The sequence below is a fragment of the Rothia sp. HSID18069 genome, from assembly GCF_003989155.1.
GTDB classification, from domain to species: Bacteria; Actinomycetota; Actinomycetes; order Actinomycetales; family Micrococcaceae; genus Rothia; species Rothia aeria.
In genome coordinates, this window is record NZ_RBMG01000001.1 from 1,306,305 (window position 1) to 1,326,315 (window position 20,011).

The 20,011-nt window shown below is 53.3% G+C and carries 14 protein-coding genes; 6 read left to right on the top strand and 8 right to left on the bottom strand.

The features are described from left to right. Positions 1-130 precede the first annotated feature (130 nt). Positions 131-3,622 (bottom strand): bifunctional proline dehydrogenase/L-glutamate gamma-semialdehyde dehydrogenase, encoded by a 3,492-nt coding sequence (locus D8M41_RS05670; protein ID WP_006887871.1) that lies wholly within the window; start codon positions 3,620-3,622, stop codon positions 131-133. A 340-nt stretch (positions 3,623-3,962) separates the two neighbouring features. Between D8M41_RS05670 and D8M41_RS05675 the strand changes: the two genes are divergently transcribed. Beyond that, positions 3,963-4,862 carry a LysR family transcriptional regulator gene (locus D8M41_RS05675; RefSeq protein ID WP_006887886.1) on the top strand — a complete coding sequence of 300 codons (900 nt, stop codon included), beginning with the start codon at positions 3,963-3,965 and terminating at the stop codon, positions 4,860-4,862. Positions 4,863-4,894: 32 nt separating this feature from the next. On the opposite strand, the gene D8M41_RS05680 is transcribed toward D8M41_RS05675, so the two are convergent. Continuing rightward, a complete protein-coding gene (locus tag D8M41_RS05680) occupies positions 4,895-5,842 on the bottom strand; it encodes a sugar-binding transcriptional regulator (RefSeq protein ID WP_006887875.1) in 948 nt (315 codons plus the stop codon). Positions 5,843-6,043: 201 nt separating this feature from the next. On the opposite strand from D8M41_RS05680, the gene D8M41_RS05685 reads away from it, so the two are divergent. From D8M41_RS05685 to glpK, 3 genes are all read left to right on the top strand, one after another. After that, complete coding sequence (locus tag D8M41_RS05685; RefSeq protein ID WP_006887852.1) at positions 6,044-7,810, top strand: glycerol-3-phosphate dehydrogenase/oxidase; 1,767 nt, start codon at positions 6,044-6,046, stop codon at positions 7,808-7,810. A 67-nt stretch (positions 7,811-7,877) separates the two neighbouring features. After that, positions 7,878-8,681: an MIP/aquaporin family protein gene (locus D8M41_RS05690; protein WP_006887879.1), complete on the top strand. Its 804-nt coding sequence runs from the start codon at positions 7,878-7,880 to the stop codon at positions 8,679-8,681. A 153-nt stretch (positions 8,682-8,834) separates the two neighbouring features. After that, entirely contained in the window at positions 8,835-10,391 is a 1,557-nt protein-coding gene (glpK, locus tag D8M41_RS05695; protein WP_006887873.1) for a glycerol kinase GlpK, read from the top strand. A gap of 78 nt (positions 10,392-10,469) precedes the next feature. Here glpK and D8M41_RS05700 read toward each other — a convergent pair whose 3' ends face one another. The 5 genes from D8M41_RS05700 to D8M41_RS05720 all read right to left on the bottom strand — a co-directional run bounded on the left by D8M41_RS05700 (position 10,470) and on the right by D8M41_RS05720 (position 17,468). Continuing rightward, entirely contained in the window at positions 10,470-11,246 is a 777-nt protein-coding gene (locus D8M41_RS05700) for a nucleotide exchange factor GrpE (RefSeq protein WP_006887866.1), read from the bottom strand. A 94-nt stretch (positions 11,247-11,340) separates the two neighbouring features. Next, positions 11,341-12,831, bottom strand: coding sequence for a DnaJ domain-containing protein (locus tag D8M41_RS05705; protein ID WP_006887858.1), 1,491 nt, complete (start codon positions 12,829-12,831; stop codon positions 11,341-11,343). Positions 12,832-13,001: 170 nt separating this feature from the next. Then, positions 13,002-14,555: an Hsp70 family protein gene (locus D8M41_RS05710; protein WP_006887863.1), complete on the bottom strand. Its 1,554-nt coding sequence runs from the start codon at positions 14,553-14,555 to the stop codon at positions 13,002-13,004. A gap of 171 nt (positions 14,556-14,726) precedes the next feature. Then, complete coding sequence (locus D8M41_RS05715; protein WP_023133359.1) at positions 14,727-16,286, bottom strand: Hsp70 family protein; 1,560 nt, start codon at positions 16,284-16,286, stop codon at positions 14,727-14,729. Between the two features lie 246 nt (positions 16,287-16,532). Further along, the gene (locus tag D8M41_RS05720) at positions 16,533-17,468 is read right to left on the bottom strand and encodes a hypothetical protein (protein WP_006887850.1); all 936 of its coding nucleotides are present in this window, start codon (positions 17,466-17,468) and stop codon (positions 16,533-16,535) included. Positions 17,469-17,891: 423 nt separating this feature from the next. On the opposite strand from D8M41_RS05720, the gene D8M41_RS05725 reads away from it, so the two are divergent. After that, positions 17,892-18,524, top strand: a complete 633-nt coding sequence (locus tag D8M41_RS05725) for a methylated-DNA--[protein]-cysteine S-methyltransferase (protein ID WP_006887856.1) — start codon at positions 17,892-17,894, stop codon at positions 18,522-18,524. Between the two features lie 101 nt (positions 18,525-18,625). Then, positions 18,626-19,312, top strand: a complete 687-nt coding sequence (locus D8M41_RS05730) for a DNA-3-methyladenine glycosylase I (RefSeq protein WP_006887869.1) — start codon at positions 18,626-18,628, stop codon at positions 19,310-19,312. 158 nt (positions 19,313-19,470) lie between these two features. On the opposite strand, the gene D8M41_RS05735 is transcribed toward D8M41_RS05730, so the two are convergent. After that, positions 19,471-19,863 carry a DUF1304 domain-containing protein gene (locus D8M41_RS05735; protein WP_006887864.1) on the bottom strand — a complete coding sequence of 131 codons (393 nt, stop codon included), beginning with the start codon at positions 19,861-19,863 and terminating at the stop codon, positions 19,471-19,473. Between the last annotated feature and the right edge of the window lie 148 nt (positions 19,864-20,011).

Consider the following 20,011-nt stretch of genomic DNA (forward strand, 5'->3'; position numbering starts at 1 on the left):
TACCTTAGATTATCGCATATAACGTAACCGAGAGCACGTTGATTACCAGTATGACGAGGCTGTTTTAAAGGCGGATGCGCCCCACCTCCACGAAGGAGGCAAGGCGCATCCTATGAGTTACCTACAGCTTCTAGCGAGAAGCAATGACCTTCTCAGAGAAGGGGTTCGGGTTACCGAAACGGTGTGCGGTAATCGAGACGGCCTGCTCACGCAGGAACGGCAGCATCTCGATACGCCCGGCTTCGGTTACCGACTGGAAGTACACAGCCACGTCCGGGCGGCCACCCAGAGCGGTGTACACGGACTTTACATCGCTACCAATGTAGCGGATACGAGTACCTTCCAGAGGGGTGCCAGCCAGGGCACGAACTGGGGTCTTAGCGTTGGACTTGAGCCAGTTACGCCATGCTTCATCAGACTCGATCGAGTACTTCACGCCCTTGTTCTCCAGCACACCGCGGACGGCGACCGGCAGATCCCGTGCAGTTGACAGAGCGATCGGGGCACCGGCTGCCAAACCAGCCAGTACAACACGTACGACCTCTGCCGCAGGTGCCGACTCATCGGCACGCACCAGCACCTGAGTGGGTAGATAGCGCAGAATATTACGCTCAACACCCAGCTTCGAGGGATCGTGGCCGTAACCAAACTCAGTCTCCCAAGCGTGAGCGTCGGAGGATGCCGAGCGCTTAATGAACTCGAAGTCCTTTGCGCCGCACAGGCTAGCGCCCTCAGCAGTGGCCAATACCTCGCGTACCGCCACAGACTGCGGAACGGTAGTAGCGGTTGCGTGATCCGGCTCCCAGTCGGTAAGTGCGACCAGGTAGTTGGGGCCACCAGCTTTGGTACCGGAACCGACGGTAGACTTCTTCCAGCCACCGAAGGGCTGGCGGCGAACAATTGCACCGGTGATACCACGGTTCACGTATACGTTACCCGCCTGCACCTTGGAGAGCCACAGCTCAAGGTCATCAGCATCAAGCGAGTGCAGACCAGCAGTCAGGCCGTAGTCGGGAGCGTTCTGCAGCTCAATAGCCTCTTCAAGGGTGTCAGCAGTCATAATACCCAGGATCGGACCGAAGTACTCGGTCATATGGTACTCAGAGCCAGGCTTGACGCCTTCACGAACGCCGGGGCTCCACAGGCGGCCGGTCTCATCCAGTTCCTTAGGCTGAATCAGCCAACGCTCACCCGGACCAAGGGTGGTCAGACCGCGGAGTAGCTTCTCCTCAGGCTTCTGCGCCACCGGGCCCATCTGAGACTCAATGTCCTGCGGGTGCGCCACGTGCAGGGAGTTCACGGAGTCAAGCAGCTGACGACGGAACCGCTCAGACTGAGCCACGGAACCAACCAGGATAACAGTTGAACCGGCAGAGCACTTCTGACCTGCGTGGCCGAACGCCGAGTATACGACGTCCTTCACAGCCAAGTCGATGTCAGCGTTCGGGGTAACAATAATGGAGTTCTTACCTGAGGTCTCACCGAACAGCGGCAGGTCATCGCGCCAGGAGCGGAACAGCTCAGCGGTCTCGTAGCCGCCGGTAAGAATCAGACGATCCACCTCGGGGTGGGAAATGAGTACCTTACCTGCCTCACGGTCAACAACCTTGACAAGCTTCAGAACTTCCTTCGGCACGCCAGCGTCCCACATAATATCTGCAATCAGAGCACCGGTGCGGGCGGTAATGGTCGCGGGCTTGAAGATAACAGCAGAACCTGCGGCCAAACCGGCAAGCACACCACCGGCGGGAATAGCAGTCGGGAAGTTCCACGGCGGAACGACCAGGGTCAGGTCTACAGACTTGGCCCGAGCACCGTCCATCTTATCGAGGTCCTCAGCCAGCATTGCATAGTAGTACGCAAAGTCGATAGCCTCAGATACCTCGGTATCACCCTGCTCAAGAGTCTTGCCAGCTTCGGCAGCCATAACCTCCAGCAGGTCTGCACGGTGCAGAGCAATACCCTTACCCACGTGGCGCAGAATCTTAGCCCGCTCAGCACCGGAGAGACGACCCCAAGCCTTGCCAGCCTGCTCGGTCTCCTCAATAAGTGCCTCCGCCTCAGCAACAGAGGTCAGCTCATTCTCCTTGAGGATGTCAATACCCAACTGGGTGCTCTTGGAACGCTCAAGGATCGCACGACCCCATGCACGGTTACCTGCCAGTGAGGGGTCGGTATCGGGGGTGTTCTCGAAGCGGCCTGCCGGGACGAAGACGTTCTCAGCGTTCTCGTGGGAACGGTCCTGGGTACGCTTAGCGGAGGGAATCTCGTCAGTGACAGAGTTCAGTGAGCGCAGGAAGCGTTCTTCCTCACGCTTGAAGATAGCCTCGTCAGTTGCCAGGTCAAAGATGCCCGACATGAAGTTCTCGCTTGATGCGTTTTCTTCCAGACGACGGATCAGGTAGGCGATAGCAACATCGAATTCCTTGGGGTTTACCACGGGGGTGTACAGCAGCAGGTGGCCCACACGCTTCTGAATAACCTTTGCTTGCTGCTCGGCCATACCGATCAGCATCTCAAATTCGACACGGTCGGCAACGCCGCGGTCCTCAGCCAGCAGCAGTGCAAACGCCACATCGAAGAGGTTATGGCCAGCAACACCCAAGCGGATGTTCTTGGCATGTTCGGGGCGCAGGGCGTAATCAAGGATACGCTTGTAGTTAGTATCCGCTGCCTGCTTGGTGTCCCAGGTGGTGACGGGCCAACCGTGCATCACACCTTCAACAATCTCCATGGAGAGGTTGGCGCCCTTAACGAGGCGAACCTTAATACCTGCGCCACCGTTCTCAACGCGGCGTGCAGCCCACTCCTGCAAGCGGATCATAGCGGCAAGAGTATCAGGCAGGTACGCCTGCAGCACGATACCCGCTTCGAGGTTCTTCAGCTGCGGCTGATCCAGGATCTTGGTGAACACGTCAATGGTCATGTCCAGATCCTTGTACTCCTCCATGTCCAGGTTAATGAACTTGGTGGGGCTGGTGGAGGCAGCCAGTTCGTACAGCGGGGTCAGGCGGCGGACTGATTCATTAACAACTTCGTCAAACGCCCAGTGCTGGTGCGGGCCGGAGACAGCCGATACCTTAATGGAGACATAATCAACGTCGTCACGTGCCAACAGTCGCTTGGTCTCGGAAAGGCGGTGTTCTGCTTCATTATCACCCAGCACAGCCTCACCCAGAAGGTTCACGTTTAGGCGGTTGCCAGTCTTAGTGAGCTCTGCAATTGCGCCACCAAGCTTCTCATCGGAGGCATCAACGATCAGGTGCCCAACCATCTCGCGGAGCACTCGGCGTGCTACGGGAACGGTCGGCCAGGCGAGCTTACCCGCCATCTTACCGCCGATACCAACAGCGGACTTCATATACCACGGCAGGAAGGAAGGAACAAGAGATGCAATATGGGAGAGGTTACGACCCGAGACATTATCGTCTTCGGGGCGGATCACGCCGTCGACAAAACCGACAGTAAAAGGCAGACCATTCGGATCCTTGAGCACGCCAGCGAGTTGCTCAGCGGCAAAGGTTGATTTCTCGTTCTGCGCCTCAGTGACCCACTGACGGACGAGCTTACGAGCCTCGTCCGCCATGTTCTGGTAGTGCTCAGATGCGAAAGGATGCGTCATCCTTGACTCCTAACTAACTACGGTGCGCGCGATGCGCACGAAGCTTAATGATGTCTCTATTTCACCACAAAAGGGTGGGAAATACCTCATTAGAAAAAATAAATGTTTATGCCATATATTGTTTAAAATTTCTAAATAATTGCCGTGGCATCATTTTCTCCCGAAAATCCGCCACATCTCAGGAGTGCAGGAGGTTTCAGCCGCTTACTTTACTCCCCCAAACACCCCAAAATAGTGGGACTCATCACCCCAGAGTAGATGTGAGGCTAATCTCTATATACTAATCTTGAAATCATAGTAGAGACGCCGCAGCCCCACCTCACCCAGCAGAAAGACAGCCATGTACGACATCCGCCGCATGCAGATGCTCCTTGAAATCCATGAGCGAGGCACCATCATCTCTGCCGCGCATGCACTTAATCTCACCCCATCAGCTGTCTCCCAGCAGATCACTAACCTCGAAAAAGAAGCAGGAACCGCCCTGCTCCAACGCGTAGGCAGGCGTGTGCAGCTTACCAGCGCCGGGCTAGTAGTCATCGAAACAGCCCGACGTATTCTGCGGGAAGTGGACCGTATGCAAACCAGCGTAGCCACCCTCGCCGGAGAGCCAGCCGGAACTGTACGTCTAGCAATTTTCCAGTCCGCATCATTCGCCTTATTGCCACGCACCCTCGCCTACCTTCACGACCATGCCCCACGTCTAGTGCTGCAGGTTCTTCAGATCGATCCGGAAACCGGCATCTCAATGACCAGAAGCCGCGAATACGACATGGTAATCGCCGAATCCTACCCACACCATTACATCCCTGAATACCCCGAACTTCACTCCGAGCTGCTGGTTGAAGACCCTCTGAGCCTCATCGTTCCAGCAGACTCCCCCATCCGCTCCCTACACGAGGCACGACACATCCCGTGGGTTCTTGAAAGGGAAGAAAATACCTCCCGCCGGTGGGCCGTCAACCAATGCCGAGCCGCCGGGTTCGAACCCGAGATCCGATACAGCGCCAACGACATGATCACTAACGTGAACTTGGTACGTGCCGGTTTTGTCGCCAGTATTGTGCCCGGCTTTATTCTCGCTTCACTCTCCAACTCTGAAGGGTTACGGGTAGTGGATCTGCCGGGAGCCCCCTACCGCAGTATTTTTACCGCGGTACGCGCCGATGCGGTCACAACCCCCGCCCTTGCCATGGTACGTGAAGCCATGCGGTATGCGGTGAGTGAAGCGTTCGACTCTTAGCAGCTGCCCTCCACACCGAAACGCCCTCGCTCTTACTTCTCAATGAGGGCCCGCCCCAACTGCTCATCCAGCACCAGGTCAGTGATGGCCCCCGTGCGCAATGCTGCCCGCAGCACAGCTGCCCGATGCACCCCAGATGCCACACACAACCTACGCGGAATATGAGTTAGCTCTGTCGGAGTGGGGCCAGAGGCCCGGCGGTTCATCTCCAGATCTTTCCACGAGCCGTCTTCTCGCAACAGGATGGTACATATATCCCCCACCACCCCCTGCTCACGCAGTGTACGTTGCGCGGCAGCATCGAAATACCCGCCAGAGTACACATGCGATGGGATTGCCCCACCGAAAGCACCAATACCAAAGAGCGCCACGTCAACCTTGCGTTGGGCCCGCAGAGTTGCCTGCACGCTCCTTTCCCGCCACATAGCGTCTTTCGTGTCGGCATAGTCAAAAAACGCTGGAACGGGGAAATGCACTATATATGCGTCATAGGCTGTAACAAGTCGTCCCAGCAGGGTGTCCAGGTACGGTATTCCGGTGTGGTGGGCGTTTCCCGCTCCGTTGAGCTGCACTATTTTTACCCCATTGAGGGGGCGGCGCGGCAGATGCCGAGACACCTCAGTGACGGTCGCACCCCATGCCACCCCAACACTTGTTCCGTCGTCAATCAAAGAGTCTAGAAGCTGGGCGGCAGTACGGGCCACCTGTCCCATCACCGCGATAGGTGTAGCATCCGCCCGAGTGTTTACTAGGCTTACACGGGTCTTATATCGTTCGCTAATGCGCCGCTCAAGTTCGCTGCGAACCCGGAAAGAATCATCCAGACGAATCTGCACCATGCCAGTTTCACGAGCGCTTTTGAGAAGTCGTGAGACGGTAGCGCGGGAAACCCCAAGCCGATTAGCGATACCGTCCATAGTCATATCTTGTACGTAATACAGTTGTGCGGCCTCATAGGCTTGATTGATTCGTCCGTTCACATGCACCCTCCCCCGCATGAAAATCCGTTCATAATACTTGGTAAATATTTCACCACCAGGTTTTACTGAGTGCAACCTCAAAACGGTGTAAGCACACAGTTTGCTGGCTTTGGCGCCGGTTCCCACCCGGCACAGGTGGGCCTATTCCCTCCCCAACCACAGACGACAAAGACGCCCCTGAAGAAAAGGATTAGAACACAAATGGGCTCTCAGCAGTTCAATAAACTTTCTCACCTCACCGCTTCCTCTCGTGCACGCGCACTGGCTGATATGGCGGAAGGACCCGAACTCGACGTTCTTGTCATTGGCGGCGGTATTACCGGTGCCGGTATCGCCCTCGACGCGGCGACTCGCGGCCTGCGTACAGGGATTGTGGAAGCGGGAGACTGGGCAGCAGGTACCAGCGCCTGGTCCTCAAAACTTATTCACGGCGGTCTACGCTACCTCTACAACCTGGATTTCAAACTCGTAGCTGAGGCCCTCAAGGAACGCGGTCTGCTGCTCGAGAAAATTGCGCCTCACCTCGTGCACGCGCAGCCCTTTTTGTGGCCATTGAAGACTCCTGTTATTGAGCGCTCCTATTCCGCTATCGGCATTGGCATGTACGATACCCTCGCGTACATTGGTTCGCGCGGCAAAAAGGGAGTTCCTTCGCAGCGTCACTTCACGAAGAAGGGCACTAAAACGGTTTTCCCCGATATCAAAGATTCTGCATTTACCGGCGCTATTCAGTTCTATGATGCACGCGTAGATGATGCCCGCCTAGTTGTTGATGTTGTTCGCACCGCCAGCGGTTATGGTGCCCTGGCTGCCTCACGTACCCAGGTGGTGGGTATTGATAAAGACACCTCTGGCAAGGTGGTAGGTGCGCGACTGGCCGATCTTGAAAGCGGACAGGAACTCACGGTCAAAGCCAAGCACATTATTAACGCCACCGGAGTCTGGACCGAAGAGTCTGAATCTCTGGCGAACCCGGATGCCGGCCTTGAGGTACTCGCGTCTAAGGGTATTCACATTGTCGTGCCGCGTGATCGTATTCAGGCTACTAGCGGTATTTTCACAAAGACCGAAAAATCGGTACTTTTCATTATCCCGTGGCAGCGTTACTGGATTATTGGTACGACCGATACCCCGTATACCGAGGATCGCGAGCGCCCCGTAGCAACACGTCAAGATATTGATTACGTGCTGGAGCAGGCGAACAAGCTGATTGCTGACCCGTTGACCCATGATGACATCATCGGCACCTATTCGGGGCTGCGTCCTCTCTTGCAGCCGAAGGTTAAGGGTGATGGTGCCCAGTCCACCAAGGTGTCTCGTGAGCATACTGTCACAGAGGTTGCCCCCGGTATGAGCGCTATTGCCGGCGGCAAGCTGACTACCTACCGTGTAATGGCGGCGGATGCGGTTGATTTTGCACTCGGTGATCGTGCACAGGAACGTCCATCGGTAACGGAGACGATCGCACTGGTGGGTGCTGATGGGTATCGCGCTATTGAGGCCGGCCGTGGCCGTTACGCACAACGCTATGGTTGGGATGAAGACCGTATTACCCATCTGCTGGAACGCTACGGCGCACAGATTGAGGATCTTGGTGCACTTATTGATGCTGATCCGGACCTTGGTGCGCCTCTTAAACACGCACCACAGTTCCTGCGGGCCGACGTTGTATTCGCTGTTCGCTACGAAGGTGCCCTGCACCTGGAAGATGTACTGGTTCGCCGCGTGCGTCTTGACCTTGAACAGCGTGATCGCGGGTTGGCTGCGGCCCCCGAGATTCTTGAGATTATGCGTTCCGAACTCGGTTGGTCACCGGAACAAGCCCAAAAAGAATTCGATCTCTACGCGGCCCGTGTAGCGGCTATTCGTCAGGCAGAGACAGCCTCGACCGACGCCGAAGCATCCGCTAAGATTGAGGCCGTTGAGCCGGTGGCCCCCCGCCGCACGCTCAATGTGCACCACAGCTAACTGCCGCAGGTTTTTAGCTGCCCGTATAGTTATGTGAAGTTCACAATGCAGTGCTGAAAGGATAATTATGTCAATTCCTCTAGCTGCCGCCGTCGGCACGCTTCTCGCAGATGGCGGTAGCGCCCTTGCGGATACCGCCGGTAAGGCCAACACGTTAGGCTTGTTTGTCTCTGAATTTTTCGGGACATTCATCCTGATTCTGCTTGGTGCTGGTGTGTGCGCCGCAGTCAACCTGCCCAAGTCATACGCTAAGAACGCTGGCTGGGTTGTTATTACCTTTGGCTGGGGTCTTGCAGTGTTCACCGCCGTGTACCTGTCTTTCCCTTCGGGCGCCCATCTCAACCCTGCTGTGACTCTCGGCCTGGCCTCAGCCGGGCGTGACCTTGCCGAGAATGTACCCGCTTCAGCTACTAATATTGCGATCTATATTGCCGGGCAGATGCTCGGCGGGTTCTGCGGTGCTGTGGCGGCTTTCCTCGCGTACAAAAAACACTTTGATGAGGAGAAAGGCGACCGCCTAGGTATCTTCGCAACCGGCCCCGCTATTAAGTCATACGGCTGGAACCTGGTGACGGAGATCCTCGGTACGTTCGTGCTGGTAGGGTGGATTATTGCCTCGGGCAAGACCCCCGCGCAGATTGGCCCGCTGGGTGTGGCCCTAGTGGTGGTTGTGATTGGTATGAGCCTTGGTGGTGCAACCGGGTATGCCATTAACCCGGCACGTGACTTGGCCCCGCGTTTCGCCCACTTTGTGCTCCCGATCCGCGGCAAGGGCGGCTCTAACTGGTCGTACTCCTGGGTGCCGGTGCTTGGCCCCACCATCGGTGGTGTGCTCGCTGGCCTGATTGTTCCGGCGCTGTTGGCGCTCTAATTGTTAAGGCGTGATACGCCGCCCGGCACCGTTATGTAAGAGACGGGCGGCGTATCCTCTGCCGTTTCTACTCCTAAAAGTTTTATTCCGTGTCAGATAACAGGTTTGGCGTATTTCAGGCCGCCTGTCTCCCACAACAGTGAGGAAATCACTATGACTAACCCCCTACACAGCGCCACCCTGAATGTTGAGCGCAAGTACATTATGTCTATCGACCAGGGCACCACCAGCTCCCGGGCTATCCTTTTCGATAAGGCGGGCAAGATCGTTTCTGTGGGTCAGCTTGAGCACGAGCAGATTTTCCCCAAGGCAGGTTGGGTTGAACACAACCCCGCTGAGATTTGGGATAACGTGCGTAAAGCCGTTGCAATGGCGATGGCAAACGGTGAGGTAAACCATCACGAGATTGCCGCAGTAGGCATCACCAATCAGCGTGAGACCACGGTGGTGTGGGATAAGAACACTGGTGAGCCGGTCTATAACGCAATTGTCTGGCAGGACACCCGCACCCAAGAAGTTGTTGATGAGCTCGCTGGCGATGACGGTGTGGGCAAGTACCACGATGTTGTGGGCCTGAATCTTTCAACCTACTTCTCAGGACCCAAGATTAAGTGGATTCTCGATAATGTTCCCGGCGCTCGTGAGCGTGCCGAACGCGGTGATCTGCTTTTTGGCAACACCGACAGCTGGGTGGTGTGGAACCTGACCGGCGGTGTTGATGGCGGCGTGCACGTGACTGACGTGACGAACGCATCCCGCACTCTGCTCATGAACATTCGTACTCTTGAGTGGGATCCGCAGATCGCTGCCGATATGGGTATTCCCATGAGCATGCTCCCCGAGATTAAGTCCTCTTCTGAGATCTACGGTTATGGGCGCCCGACCGGCCTGATGCGCGGCACACCCATTGCCGGTATCCTGGGCGATCAGCAGGCGGCAACCTTCGGGCAGGCTTGTTTCGAGAAGGGCATGGCGAAGAACACCTACGGTACCGGTAACTTCATGCTGATGAACACCGGAAATGAGCCCGTGTTCTCAGATAACGGTCTTCTGACGACCGTGGCATACAAGATTGGGGACGCCGACCCCGTCTACGCGCTAGAGGGCTCGGTCGCAATGAGCGGTTCGCTGATTCAGTGGCTCCGCGATAACCTGGGCATGCTCACCAACGCCTCCGATTCCGAAGCACTAGCAACTTCGGTTGAGGATTCGGGTGGCTGCTATGTGGTTCCTGCATTCTCGGGCCTGTTTGCCCCGCATTGGCGTTCCGATGCGCGCGGCGTGATTGTAGGCTTGACCCGCTACGTAAACAAGGCGCACATTGTGCGCGCGGCACTGGAGGCAACCGCTTTCCAGACCCGCGAGGTTCTGGACGCGATGAACGCCGATTCCGGCGTGAAGCTTTCCGAGCTGCGCGTGGATGGCGGCATGACCGCAAACGAGTTCCTGATGCAGTTCCAGGCGGATATTCTGGGGGTCCCGGTGATCCGCCCGAAGGTTATTGAGACTACCGCGTTGGGTGCCGCCTACGCAGCCGGTATTGCAGTCGGTTTCTGGGACGGCGAGAAAGACGTCGTCGAGAACTGGGCTGAGGATAAGCGGTGGCTGCCTGCCATGGAGCAGTCCGAGGTAGACCGCCAGTACCGCCTCTGGAAGAAGGCTGTGGCGCGCACCCTCGACTGGGTGGATGAGGACGTGCCCACCGCATAAACTTTAAATTTGCGACCTACCGATATCAGGGGTGTCTAGGCTAGTGCCTAGGCACCCCTGAGACAATATCAGGGAAAGTTATGACAGATGCGTTTCGTTAGGCTCTGCCTGGGGAGCAACTGTTGGGTTATGTGGCTGCAATGTTCCGGATGCTTCGACGGTGTTCTCTGAAGGTTCGGTATAAGTAGTCTCAGGTTGAACGCCGTTAGAAACTTGAGCAGCACGCGCCACAGTTACCAAGGCAGGGCGGAGCACTCGGTCAGCAAGCATAAAACCTTCCTTCACCTCAGATACGATACTCCCCGCTGGATGCGTCTCATCAGCAGGTACCACACCAGCAACTTCATGAATTGCGGGGTTGTAGAGGCCTTTTGCCTCAATGTGTTCCAGTCCACGCAGCGCGAGAATGTCAAGGATTTCTTCCCGCACTGATTCTGTAAGAGCTGCTGAGGGTTCTTGAGAGATCAACCGGTCCAAGGCGACGAGGATCTCCTTGAATATAGAGCGGTATGCTTCTCCCTTAGCTGTCTCATCACGCTCACGTAAACTCTGTTGGACCGAAACAATCAGCTGATTCTTCGCACGGTCCTCAGCAATCTTATGAGTAAAACGGTTACGTAACTCTTCTAGTTCTCCAAGCACACGTTCTTCAAATCCTGGAGTAACGAACGCTGAAACAGTCACACTCTGGCTGTGGATGTTCTCTTGGGGGATAGCCTGAGCGGTTGCGGTAGAGCCATCCGCAGTGCGAGGATAATCGGTGTTTGCCGCTTTATCCTCAGTATTTTGTTCTTCCTCTCGAGCATGGTGGGCAGGCTGGGAGGTATACAAGGTTTCAGGTATATTTTCTGACATTATTTCCCTTAATTATAACTATAAATACATTTCTACGGATACATACTAAAGGTCAATGGCGGGTATAGAGAGCTGCTAGCTCTCTATACGCAAATTACCTCGGCACAGCAACTCCTATACTTGATAGCCATCGTCGATTGTGACGCCACATTGGCTGATAGAAGCAGTAAAAGAATAACCACCACACAGGTACCGAGATGCCCATTCCAATAAATGCGATGATTATATCAGCCAGAAATCCATAAATATCACTATAAAATTTTGATATCGAATCTACTAAAGCCATAAGTGTCATCAGCGGCATAAACACCATTGCCCCACCCAAAAAGAAAAAATACAGGAACATCAGCCGAAAATTTCCAGTCCACCGCCGCTTGGTAGCAATCTTCATATGATCCGCCACTTGATGATATATGGGCCTTATATCTTCAGGCAGCGTATGAGGCTTGGGTACCTTTGCAAAAGCTTTACGGGCGTTTTTTAACTGCTGCCGTGAAGCAACATACAATAGTCCATTATATGGTATAGAATAGCTCTGCGCTTCCCTCATAAGAGATACAGCATATTGTTTCTTTATCTCTGAACTATCAGGATGGACAGCTAAAGCCTGCTCACTTTCAGAAACAGCATGCTGCGGATCTCCACTGACGGTAAGGGCTTGAATATACTGGGCAATATATTTTTGATTATCAGGATACTCTTGAATAAGATGACGATAATTCGCGAGCGCCTGGGTATAGTTTCCGTTTTTAACGGCTATTAGTGCTTCTAGGGAAAGCAGGTCATCACTGGGCGTTGACGAAAGCTGTTTTGCTTGCCGGATTGATGTAGCAGCTGCTGGAAATTCCCCACGGTCATACTGGGCCATTGCCAGAGCCTGCCACCCTATAGCACTGCGAGGGTTATATGAGGTAAGTTGCTGAGCGGCGTAGTGAAGAGCTTTATAATCACGATTTTGATCCTCTAAATAGCTGGTAACTTGTTTCTCCCAGCGCGCAGCTTCTTCCTTGGCACGTTTCTCTTGTGCAAGTTTGTGGAGGCGTTCCCGCTCAGCACGAGCTTGTCTCTCGCGCTCCAAACGTTCCTGACGTTCACGCTCCTCACGTGCAGCTCGTTCTTGGCGTGCCCGTTCTAAACGCTCTTCATAACGGTCTAGGAATTCGTCGTCACTAATGTCATCCTCTATTATGGAGTCATCGTGCCGTTCTTCTTTATGTTTCTTGTATTCATCACGGAGTTTCCGTTCCCGACGCTGCCACTCTTTCTCAAGCCGCAATTCATATTCACGGCGAATTTCTTCTTCAGATGGGGAAGGCCCTTTCCTCTCATCATCGTTTAGGATTTTCTTTGTGCGATAAATAGCAAGTTTCTGGTCGTAGTCGGCTCGGGCAGCAGGATCGTAGAGAACCTTCTCTGCCTCAGCAAGCACGTCAATCATATGTTCTGCTTTGCGTGCTTGATCCTTATTAGGAGATCCCGTTAGGTTACGGTAACGAGAACGAGTTTTACGGATTGCTACCTTAATCTCAGATTCCGCTGCCGAATCATCAATTTCAAGGATGTCATAGTAGTCGTTAAAATCCATATCTCTCCTCCGCTACTTTAGTGCGGCAATCCGAAATAAAAACATATTTTTATTACAGCTACCTAAAATACAACCAAGGTATTATAGAATGTGTGCCCGAGGTGCTCCCGCTAGCTAAAATCTGCTCCTGCAAGATAAACCTCGGGCACCTAATGTTTTGCAGATTCTATCTAGTTAATCTGCATACCGCCGATCTTCTGCTCCATTTCTCCGAGCTCACCTTCTCCAAGGTTTGCGACACGCTCGATCTTAATAGTCCCCAGTGATTTATTAGCAGTCAGGTCGTACACTTCAACAACAACAGTCTGATCGACATCATACTCATAGCTCACGCGCAAAGGAGAACCTTTAGGGTAAACAGGGATTTCCAGTTGGCCCTCACCAACAATAGTGACATTTTGCGGATCCCGCCCATCCCCTTGGGTCACTTTTACGTGCACTGCGGTCTGCCGATCATAAGCAGTCTTTGTCTTCAGTTCGGTCTTTGCGGGTACTTTCGTGTTACGTTCAATCATGACCTGGTTGAACTCGGTCACCCCGTCAGCCTCTATGAGAATCACTCCCAGTGCCTGCGACGTAACATCGCTAATATGCACAGGACCGCCTAGGAAACTTTCAACAGTGGCTTTAGAGCCCACCTGTTCAGTGCTGACTTCAATATCCCCTTCCAGAGTGGCCTGAATGGCCGCACCAAGAGCTACTGCTTCATCCGGGTTAACATCCAGTTCAGGACTCTTCCCTGACATCTGCTCAACAAGTTCACGCACCGCTGGCATACGGGTCGAACCGCCAACGAGAAGAACCTTGTCAATGTCATCCCACGTGAGCTTAGAAGCCTCTAAGACATCAGTTACCAATTCCTGGGTGCGTACCATAAGCGACTGAGTAACCTCATTAAACTCTTCACGAGTCAAAGGCACCCGGTAGTGCTGGTCATTCGCTGAAAACTGTACATTTGTCTTAGGAACAGTGGATAGTGCTTTCTTGGCAAATTCTGCCTTCTCGCGCAGAGACGCCATGAGCGCAACATCTTCCAGAGCATCCGGTGCGCCCTGTTTTTTCAGCTCCTCATTCAGGTAGCTCATCAGGGCATTATCGAAGTCGAATCCGCCTAGGTTACGATCACCATCAGTCGCGATCACTTCAAATTCGGTACCAGCAATTTTTAGAATCGTTACGTCAAACGTACCGCCGCCTAGATCGTACACCAACACCGTACCATTGGCATCCGCATCTATACCGTAGGAAAGCGCAGCCGCAGTGGGCTCATTCAGAACCCTCAAAACATTTAACCCGGCAATCTGACCAGCCTGTTTCGTAGCGGTTCGGCGGGCATCATCAAAATACGCAGGAACTGTAATAACAGCATCAGTGACTTCTTCACCAAGCGCAATTTCGGCATCCTCTTTCAGCCTCTTGAGGATAATAGCCGACACTTCTTCAGCGGAATACTGTGCCCCAGATGAGGAGTCAAACCGCCACGACGGATCCCCCATATACCGTTTTACGTGTTGCACAATATCGTCAGGGAAAGCCGCCGCTTGCCGTTTAGCCTGCTCCCCCACCAGTGGCTCATCTGGCCCTCCAAATGATTGGAATAGAACAACCGATGGGGTGATGGAATCACCCTCTTTATTCTTCAAGACTTCCGGTTTACCAGTGGGACGTACCACTGACACCGCAGAGTTCGTGGTGCCAAGGTCAATTCCAACTGCGATTCCCATACATGCTCCTTTTCCGCTAGTTGCAGCGTCTCTATAAGCTGAACATAGGATCCACACAGCGGCAGAACCATAGTTCATAATAAACAGCTTATATCTAAGCGTAATAACTATTTTAGATCGAACTAAAAATATCTATGACACAATAGAAAGTATATTTTTATATACATCAACCTACATAATCATCATACTTCCAATCTTATAATTCGCTTTTTCTATCTGCTCCTGGGTAAGGTTAGCAACACGATCAATCTGAAAAGTTCCCAGGGATATATTGGCAGTTACATCAATAACTTCAACATTGATAATCTGATCCACATCGTACTTATAAATATATTCTAACGGTGCACCCTTGGGATATTTTATTGGCATGTCAAGAACACCTTTACCCACAATTGTCACAAATTCAGGATCTTCATCATCTCCCTGGGTGACTGTAACCAAAATACTTTCTTGGTAATCATAACGTGTGTAAACTTCTCGATTATGCTTTGCTGGAACTTCAGAATTACGGGGAATAATAATTCTATTAATCTTCTCATCCGTATTATACTTAAATAATATTGCCCCCAATGCCTGTGAGGTTACGTCTTTCACCCGTACCGGACCACCCAACAACCCTTCAACTGCTGTACGCCCACCGATAAACCCAATGGTTTCTTCCTCAGGCTCAGACTCCAGAGCCGCCCGTATAGCAGCACCAAGAGCCACAGCTTCATCAGGGTTAACCCCTAACTCTGGGGTTTTACCCGTTACCTTTTCAAGCATCTGCCGCACAGCAGGCATACGGGTGGAACCGCCCACCAGAAGAACCTTGTCAATATGCGCCCAAGTAAGCTGTGCCTCTTGCAGGACGTCCTCCAAAATTTCTTCCGTACGACGCAATAACCCAGCAATCTGCGCATCAAATATTCCACGGTTCACAGGCACTCGGTAGCTCCTGCCGTGAATGGTTACATATGCATTCGTGGCCGGAACTGTGGAGAGAGATTTTTTCACATCTTCTGCCTGTTCACGCAGCTGCACCATTAATGAAACATCTTCAAAGCTGTCAGGAGCACCCTGTTTTTTCAACTCATCATTTAGGTAGTTCATCAGGGCATTGTCAAAATCAAACCCGCCCAAGTTACGATCGCCATCTGTAGCAACCACTTCAAACTCTGCCCCGGCAATACGCAAAATAGTGACGTCGAAAGTTCCGCCACCTAAATCGTAGACAAGCACATGCCCCCCAGAGTTATTTTCAACTCCGTACGATAGTGCCGCAGCTGTTGGCTCGTTCAGCACCCGTAAAACATTCAACCCAGCGATCTGACCGGCGTGTTTTGTGGCAATGCGGCGTGAGTCGTCAAAATATGCTGGAACTGTAATGACGGCGTCAGTAACGCTTGCCCCAAGGGCTAGTTCAGCGTCTTCTTTGAGCCGTTTGAGAACGATTGCAGACACTTCTTCAGGGCTATACTGAGCGCCAGATTCTGAATCGAACCTCCACGAAGCATCCCCCATATAACGTTTCACATGCTGCACAACGTCAGTAGGATTTATGCCCGCCTGCCTTTTAGCTTGTTCTCCCACCAACGGCTCATCGCCACCTCCAAAGTCTTGAAAGAGGACAACAGAGGGGGTAGTAGCAGCCCCCTCACGGTTCTTAAGGATCTCTGGTCTTCCATCAGGCCGTACAACAGCTATCGCAGAGTTCGTCGTCCCCAGATCTATTCCTATAGCGATCCCCATGTATTCCCTCTCAGTGGTGGCTGGTCTTTTCAGGCATCATCCTATATTCAAATATACATAAGATGCTTATTGCAGGTCACTACTAGCTTCAGTATATATGGCTGGCTCTTGCTTTACTAAGATAGACATGCGGGAACATTATGCAGTACCAGAAAATTAGGCATTACAGCGCCCCTAGGAACAAGCGGCTTCTTCTGATGACATCCTACCCGTTATCCCATGCTATGAGTACATATTGTGAGGGCTTTAACGTGACAAAAGAATCCCTGTTTTACGGGCTTTTGAGCGGCTAATCTTATAGCCTTTAGGGAAGAAGAAAATAAACCCCAGCAGTAGCGGGATACCCAGCAGCACGAGTACTGCAAATACCGTTCCGAAGATCTCTGTAAAGGTCGGGGTTTCCAGGATACCTGCCACTGCCCCATGCAGCACACCATATTCGAAAGGAATGAGGAAGAGCAGGAACAGGCCGATAATGATCATCTGCCACCATTCGCGCCAAACGAAGTGCCTCTTGAGCGCATATTCTGCGGCGGTTTGAAGGTTCTCGTAGCGTTCCCGCAGGTGGGCTGAGGCAGTTCTGACGCTTTCAAGCGGCTCGGGTTTACGCAGTATTTCTAGGGCGTTTTTCGCGGTCTCGGCGGTAAGGTATGCGGGTTTCTGGTTAATATTAATAGCGTCTTTTTCTGCGGTTGCTACGGCGGCTGCAACTCCTGAGTCGTGTAGGGCCTGGTCGTATTGAAAGAAATCGCGACCTTTGCGGAGTTCTTTATCGGCTTCTTCGGTGTGGCCGCTGAGCCTGAGTGCGTCGGCGCGGGCTGTGACGTAACCAGGTTCAAGAGGATTAAGAGCAATGAGCTCAGCGTACCGGTCTGCGGCGACAGCATGTTGGTTGAGCTGCTGGGCGAGCTGTGCCTCCAGCAACAGCATCCCTTCAACGGGTTCTGCGGAGCGCTGGCGCGCCTGGGTGATGTTAAAGTAGGCGGGCTCAAGCTCCCCTCTGTGCCGCTGGGCCTTGGCAAGACCGAACAGCCCGAGCGGATCGGCGGGGGCTAGTCGGTTCAGGTTCTGCGCAGCGATATAAAGGTTAATGTCATCATTGCGGCTGATGTAGTCCTGCACTGAGGAACGCCAGTGTCGTAATTCGTCGTCGGGTTGTTGAGTATTCATATTTGTAGTCATAGGGCGTCCTTGCTGAAATTTACCGCGCGCGGGCGTGGTGATGCCGTCCGGCGTTCGTCTGTGATTAGACAATATTCTAGCCGCATACCTCACCCTCTGAACTCTGCCAGTTGGCCCCTGAAGACTTTCAAATCATACTCCCAGGTTTTGCCTGTCGCGGGGCAGGGTCGATACGTTCAAGGTATCGCTTGATTGAGAATACCGACACGTTAACCGCAGGAAACATAACGGTAAGAAACGCTACACAGTCCACAAGTTTTATCACCTGTTTGCCCTTTATGAATCCCCGCTATCGGTTATACAATCTCGCCTCAACCAGATCTTCTGCTAACCGATATGATGGTTAATTATGATGCGGGCACGCCATAGCGCCCACCCCTGTTATAGGCGGGTTCGCAGTAACCTCACGATCAGGGAGCGACCATGAGCGTCAAACCGAGGGCCTTTCAGGGGCAGTACCCGCCGCGTTGGCATAGTATTATCAACAGCCCAGTGGGACGTCTGTATGTGGCGGCCAGTGATAACGCCCTGACCGGCATTTGGTATGAAGAGCAAGCCCATTTTCCGCTCCCCCATGAGCTGGGCGAACGTATCACCGACCCCGCTGGTCTAGTCGTTGAGGCCGACGAGGTGGCCCAGGTAATAGGGGCCGATGCCGAACGCCGTGGCGAACACATCTATGTGGCCCCGGCGCGTATCCTCGCTCAAACGGAGCGGGAACTTGACGAATATTTTAGGGGTCGGCGCACAGATTTTGAGGTACCGCTGGATCCCGACGGCACCGATTTTCAGCTGGCTGTGTGGGACTATCTCAAAACAGTTCCGTACGGGTACACGGTTACCTACGGTGAAATCTCGCGGATGGTTGGCCCTGGTGCGCCCGCCCAGGCTGTTGGGCAGGCAGTTGGTCATAATAAAATCGCGATCATTATTCCTTGCCACCGGGTGCTCGGTGCGGGTGGGAAGCTCACCGGATACGCTGGCGGCCTTGACCGTAAACGTTGGTTATTGGATCGTGAAGAGCCTAAAGATATACGTAGCGGGCGGTTGTTTTAGTGTTATGCCCACCAATTTTCCACCATATTTTTCCGATAAAGATTGGTATATTTGAGAACTACGCGCTGTTCCAATAGATACTTTCGATGATGGGGAGAGTCATGGCTATAGGCACCGGGGATCAAGCGCCCCGTGAGAATTACCCCGCGTGGGTTCGTAACGATCTGGAACGTGACTACTACGATACCGAGTGGGGTGTGCCCGTTACCGATGAACGCGGAATGCTTGAACGGGTCTGCCTTGAAGGCTTCCAGTCGGGTCTCTCGTGGTACACGGTTCTTGTGAAGCGCCCGGCATTCCGTGAACTGTTCGCAAATTTTGTCCCGGACGCTCTGGTAAAGTTCACTAACGACGATGTGGAACGGCTGTTGCAGGATGAGCGCATTATCCGCAACCACCTGAAAATACAGGCTACTATTTCTAACGCGCTATTAACCATCGAACTGCGTGACCGTGCGGCTGCTGGGGACACCTCGCTGGCTGGCTTTTATCTGCCAAATGGTCAGTGGGTTGAGCCCGGGCTGCCAGCCTTCATTTGGTCTTTCCTCCCCGAACGCACCATTACCCCGCGTGAACTCAGCGAGGTCCCCGCCCAGGACGACGTGTCCGCTGCTATGGCGAAGGCTTTTAAGAAACTGGGCGGAAAATTTTTAGGGCCCACCAGCTGTTACGCGCTCATGTGCGCTATCGGTATGGTGGATGCGCACCTGCTGGATTCTCATCGCAGGGGCGTCATGGGGCTTTTCGACGAAAACGGCAGGCTCCTGCCCTCCCCCGAGGCACTTTAACCCCTCTCATTTTAGGGTTATGTTGCCTCTCCCTGCTGGGCGCCTCACACTTTTCTCAGAAAACACCACACAATAGAATGACGTAAACAGTAAGATGCACCCGCACCGGCGCATTACAATACGCGGGTGCGGGCGCATCCTATTAAAAACCTCTGAGGCTAGATCACCACCAGCAGGAAAATCAGCGCCAGCAGCGGCGGGGTAAATTGGATGAGCGCGGGCTTACGCTTATCTTTTGAGGTGAGAAACAGGTAAATACCAGCTACAGCCATCGACCCCAAACCAGCAAACATGAGGGCGATACCCACCTGCGGGAGCCCACCAAACCAGAAAGCGAGCAAGCCGGTGGCAGCAACCCAAGCCAGCATCAGGTTATACAGCCCCTGGTTTGCCGCCATATCTTTTGTAGACTCCGCAAATTCCTCACTCATGTTGAACACTTCACGGCCTTTCGGCTTGGTCCACAGAAACGATTCAAGAATCCAGATATACACGTGAATGGCAATTGCCACAAACGCGAACACAGTGACTACGGTCAGCATAGCTGGCATAAAGTTCTTCTCCTTGCTGTAGTGTCAATCGGTAAACAGGAACAATTTTACTCCCTCAGACCAGTGAAGATACATGCCCGTAACTTATAACGCACATACTTCGCCTCACCACGTGCCTGCTCGGTTTCTCGCTGTACCGATGAGCCGG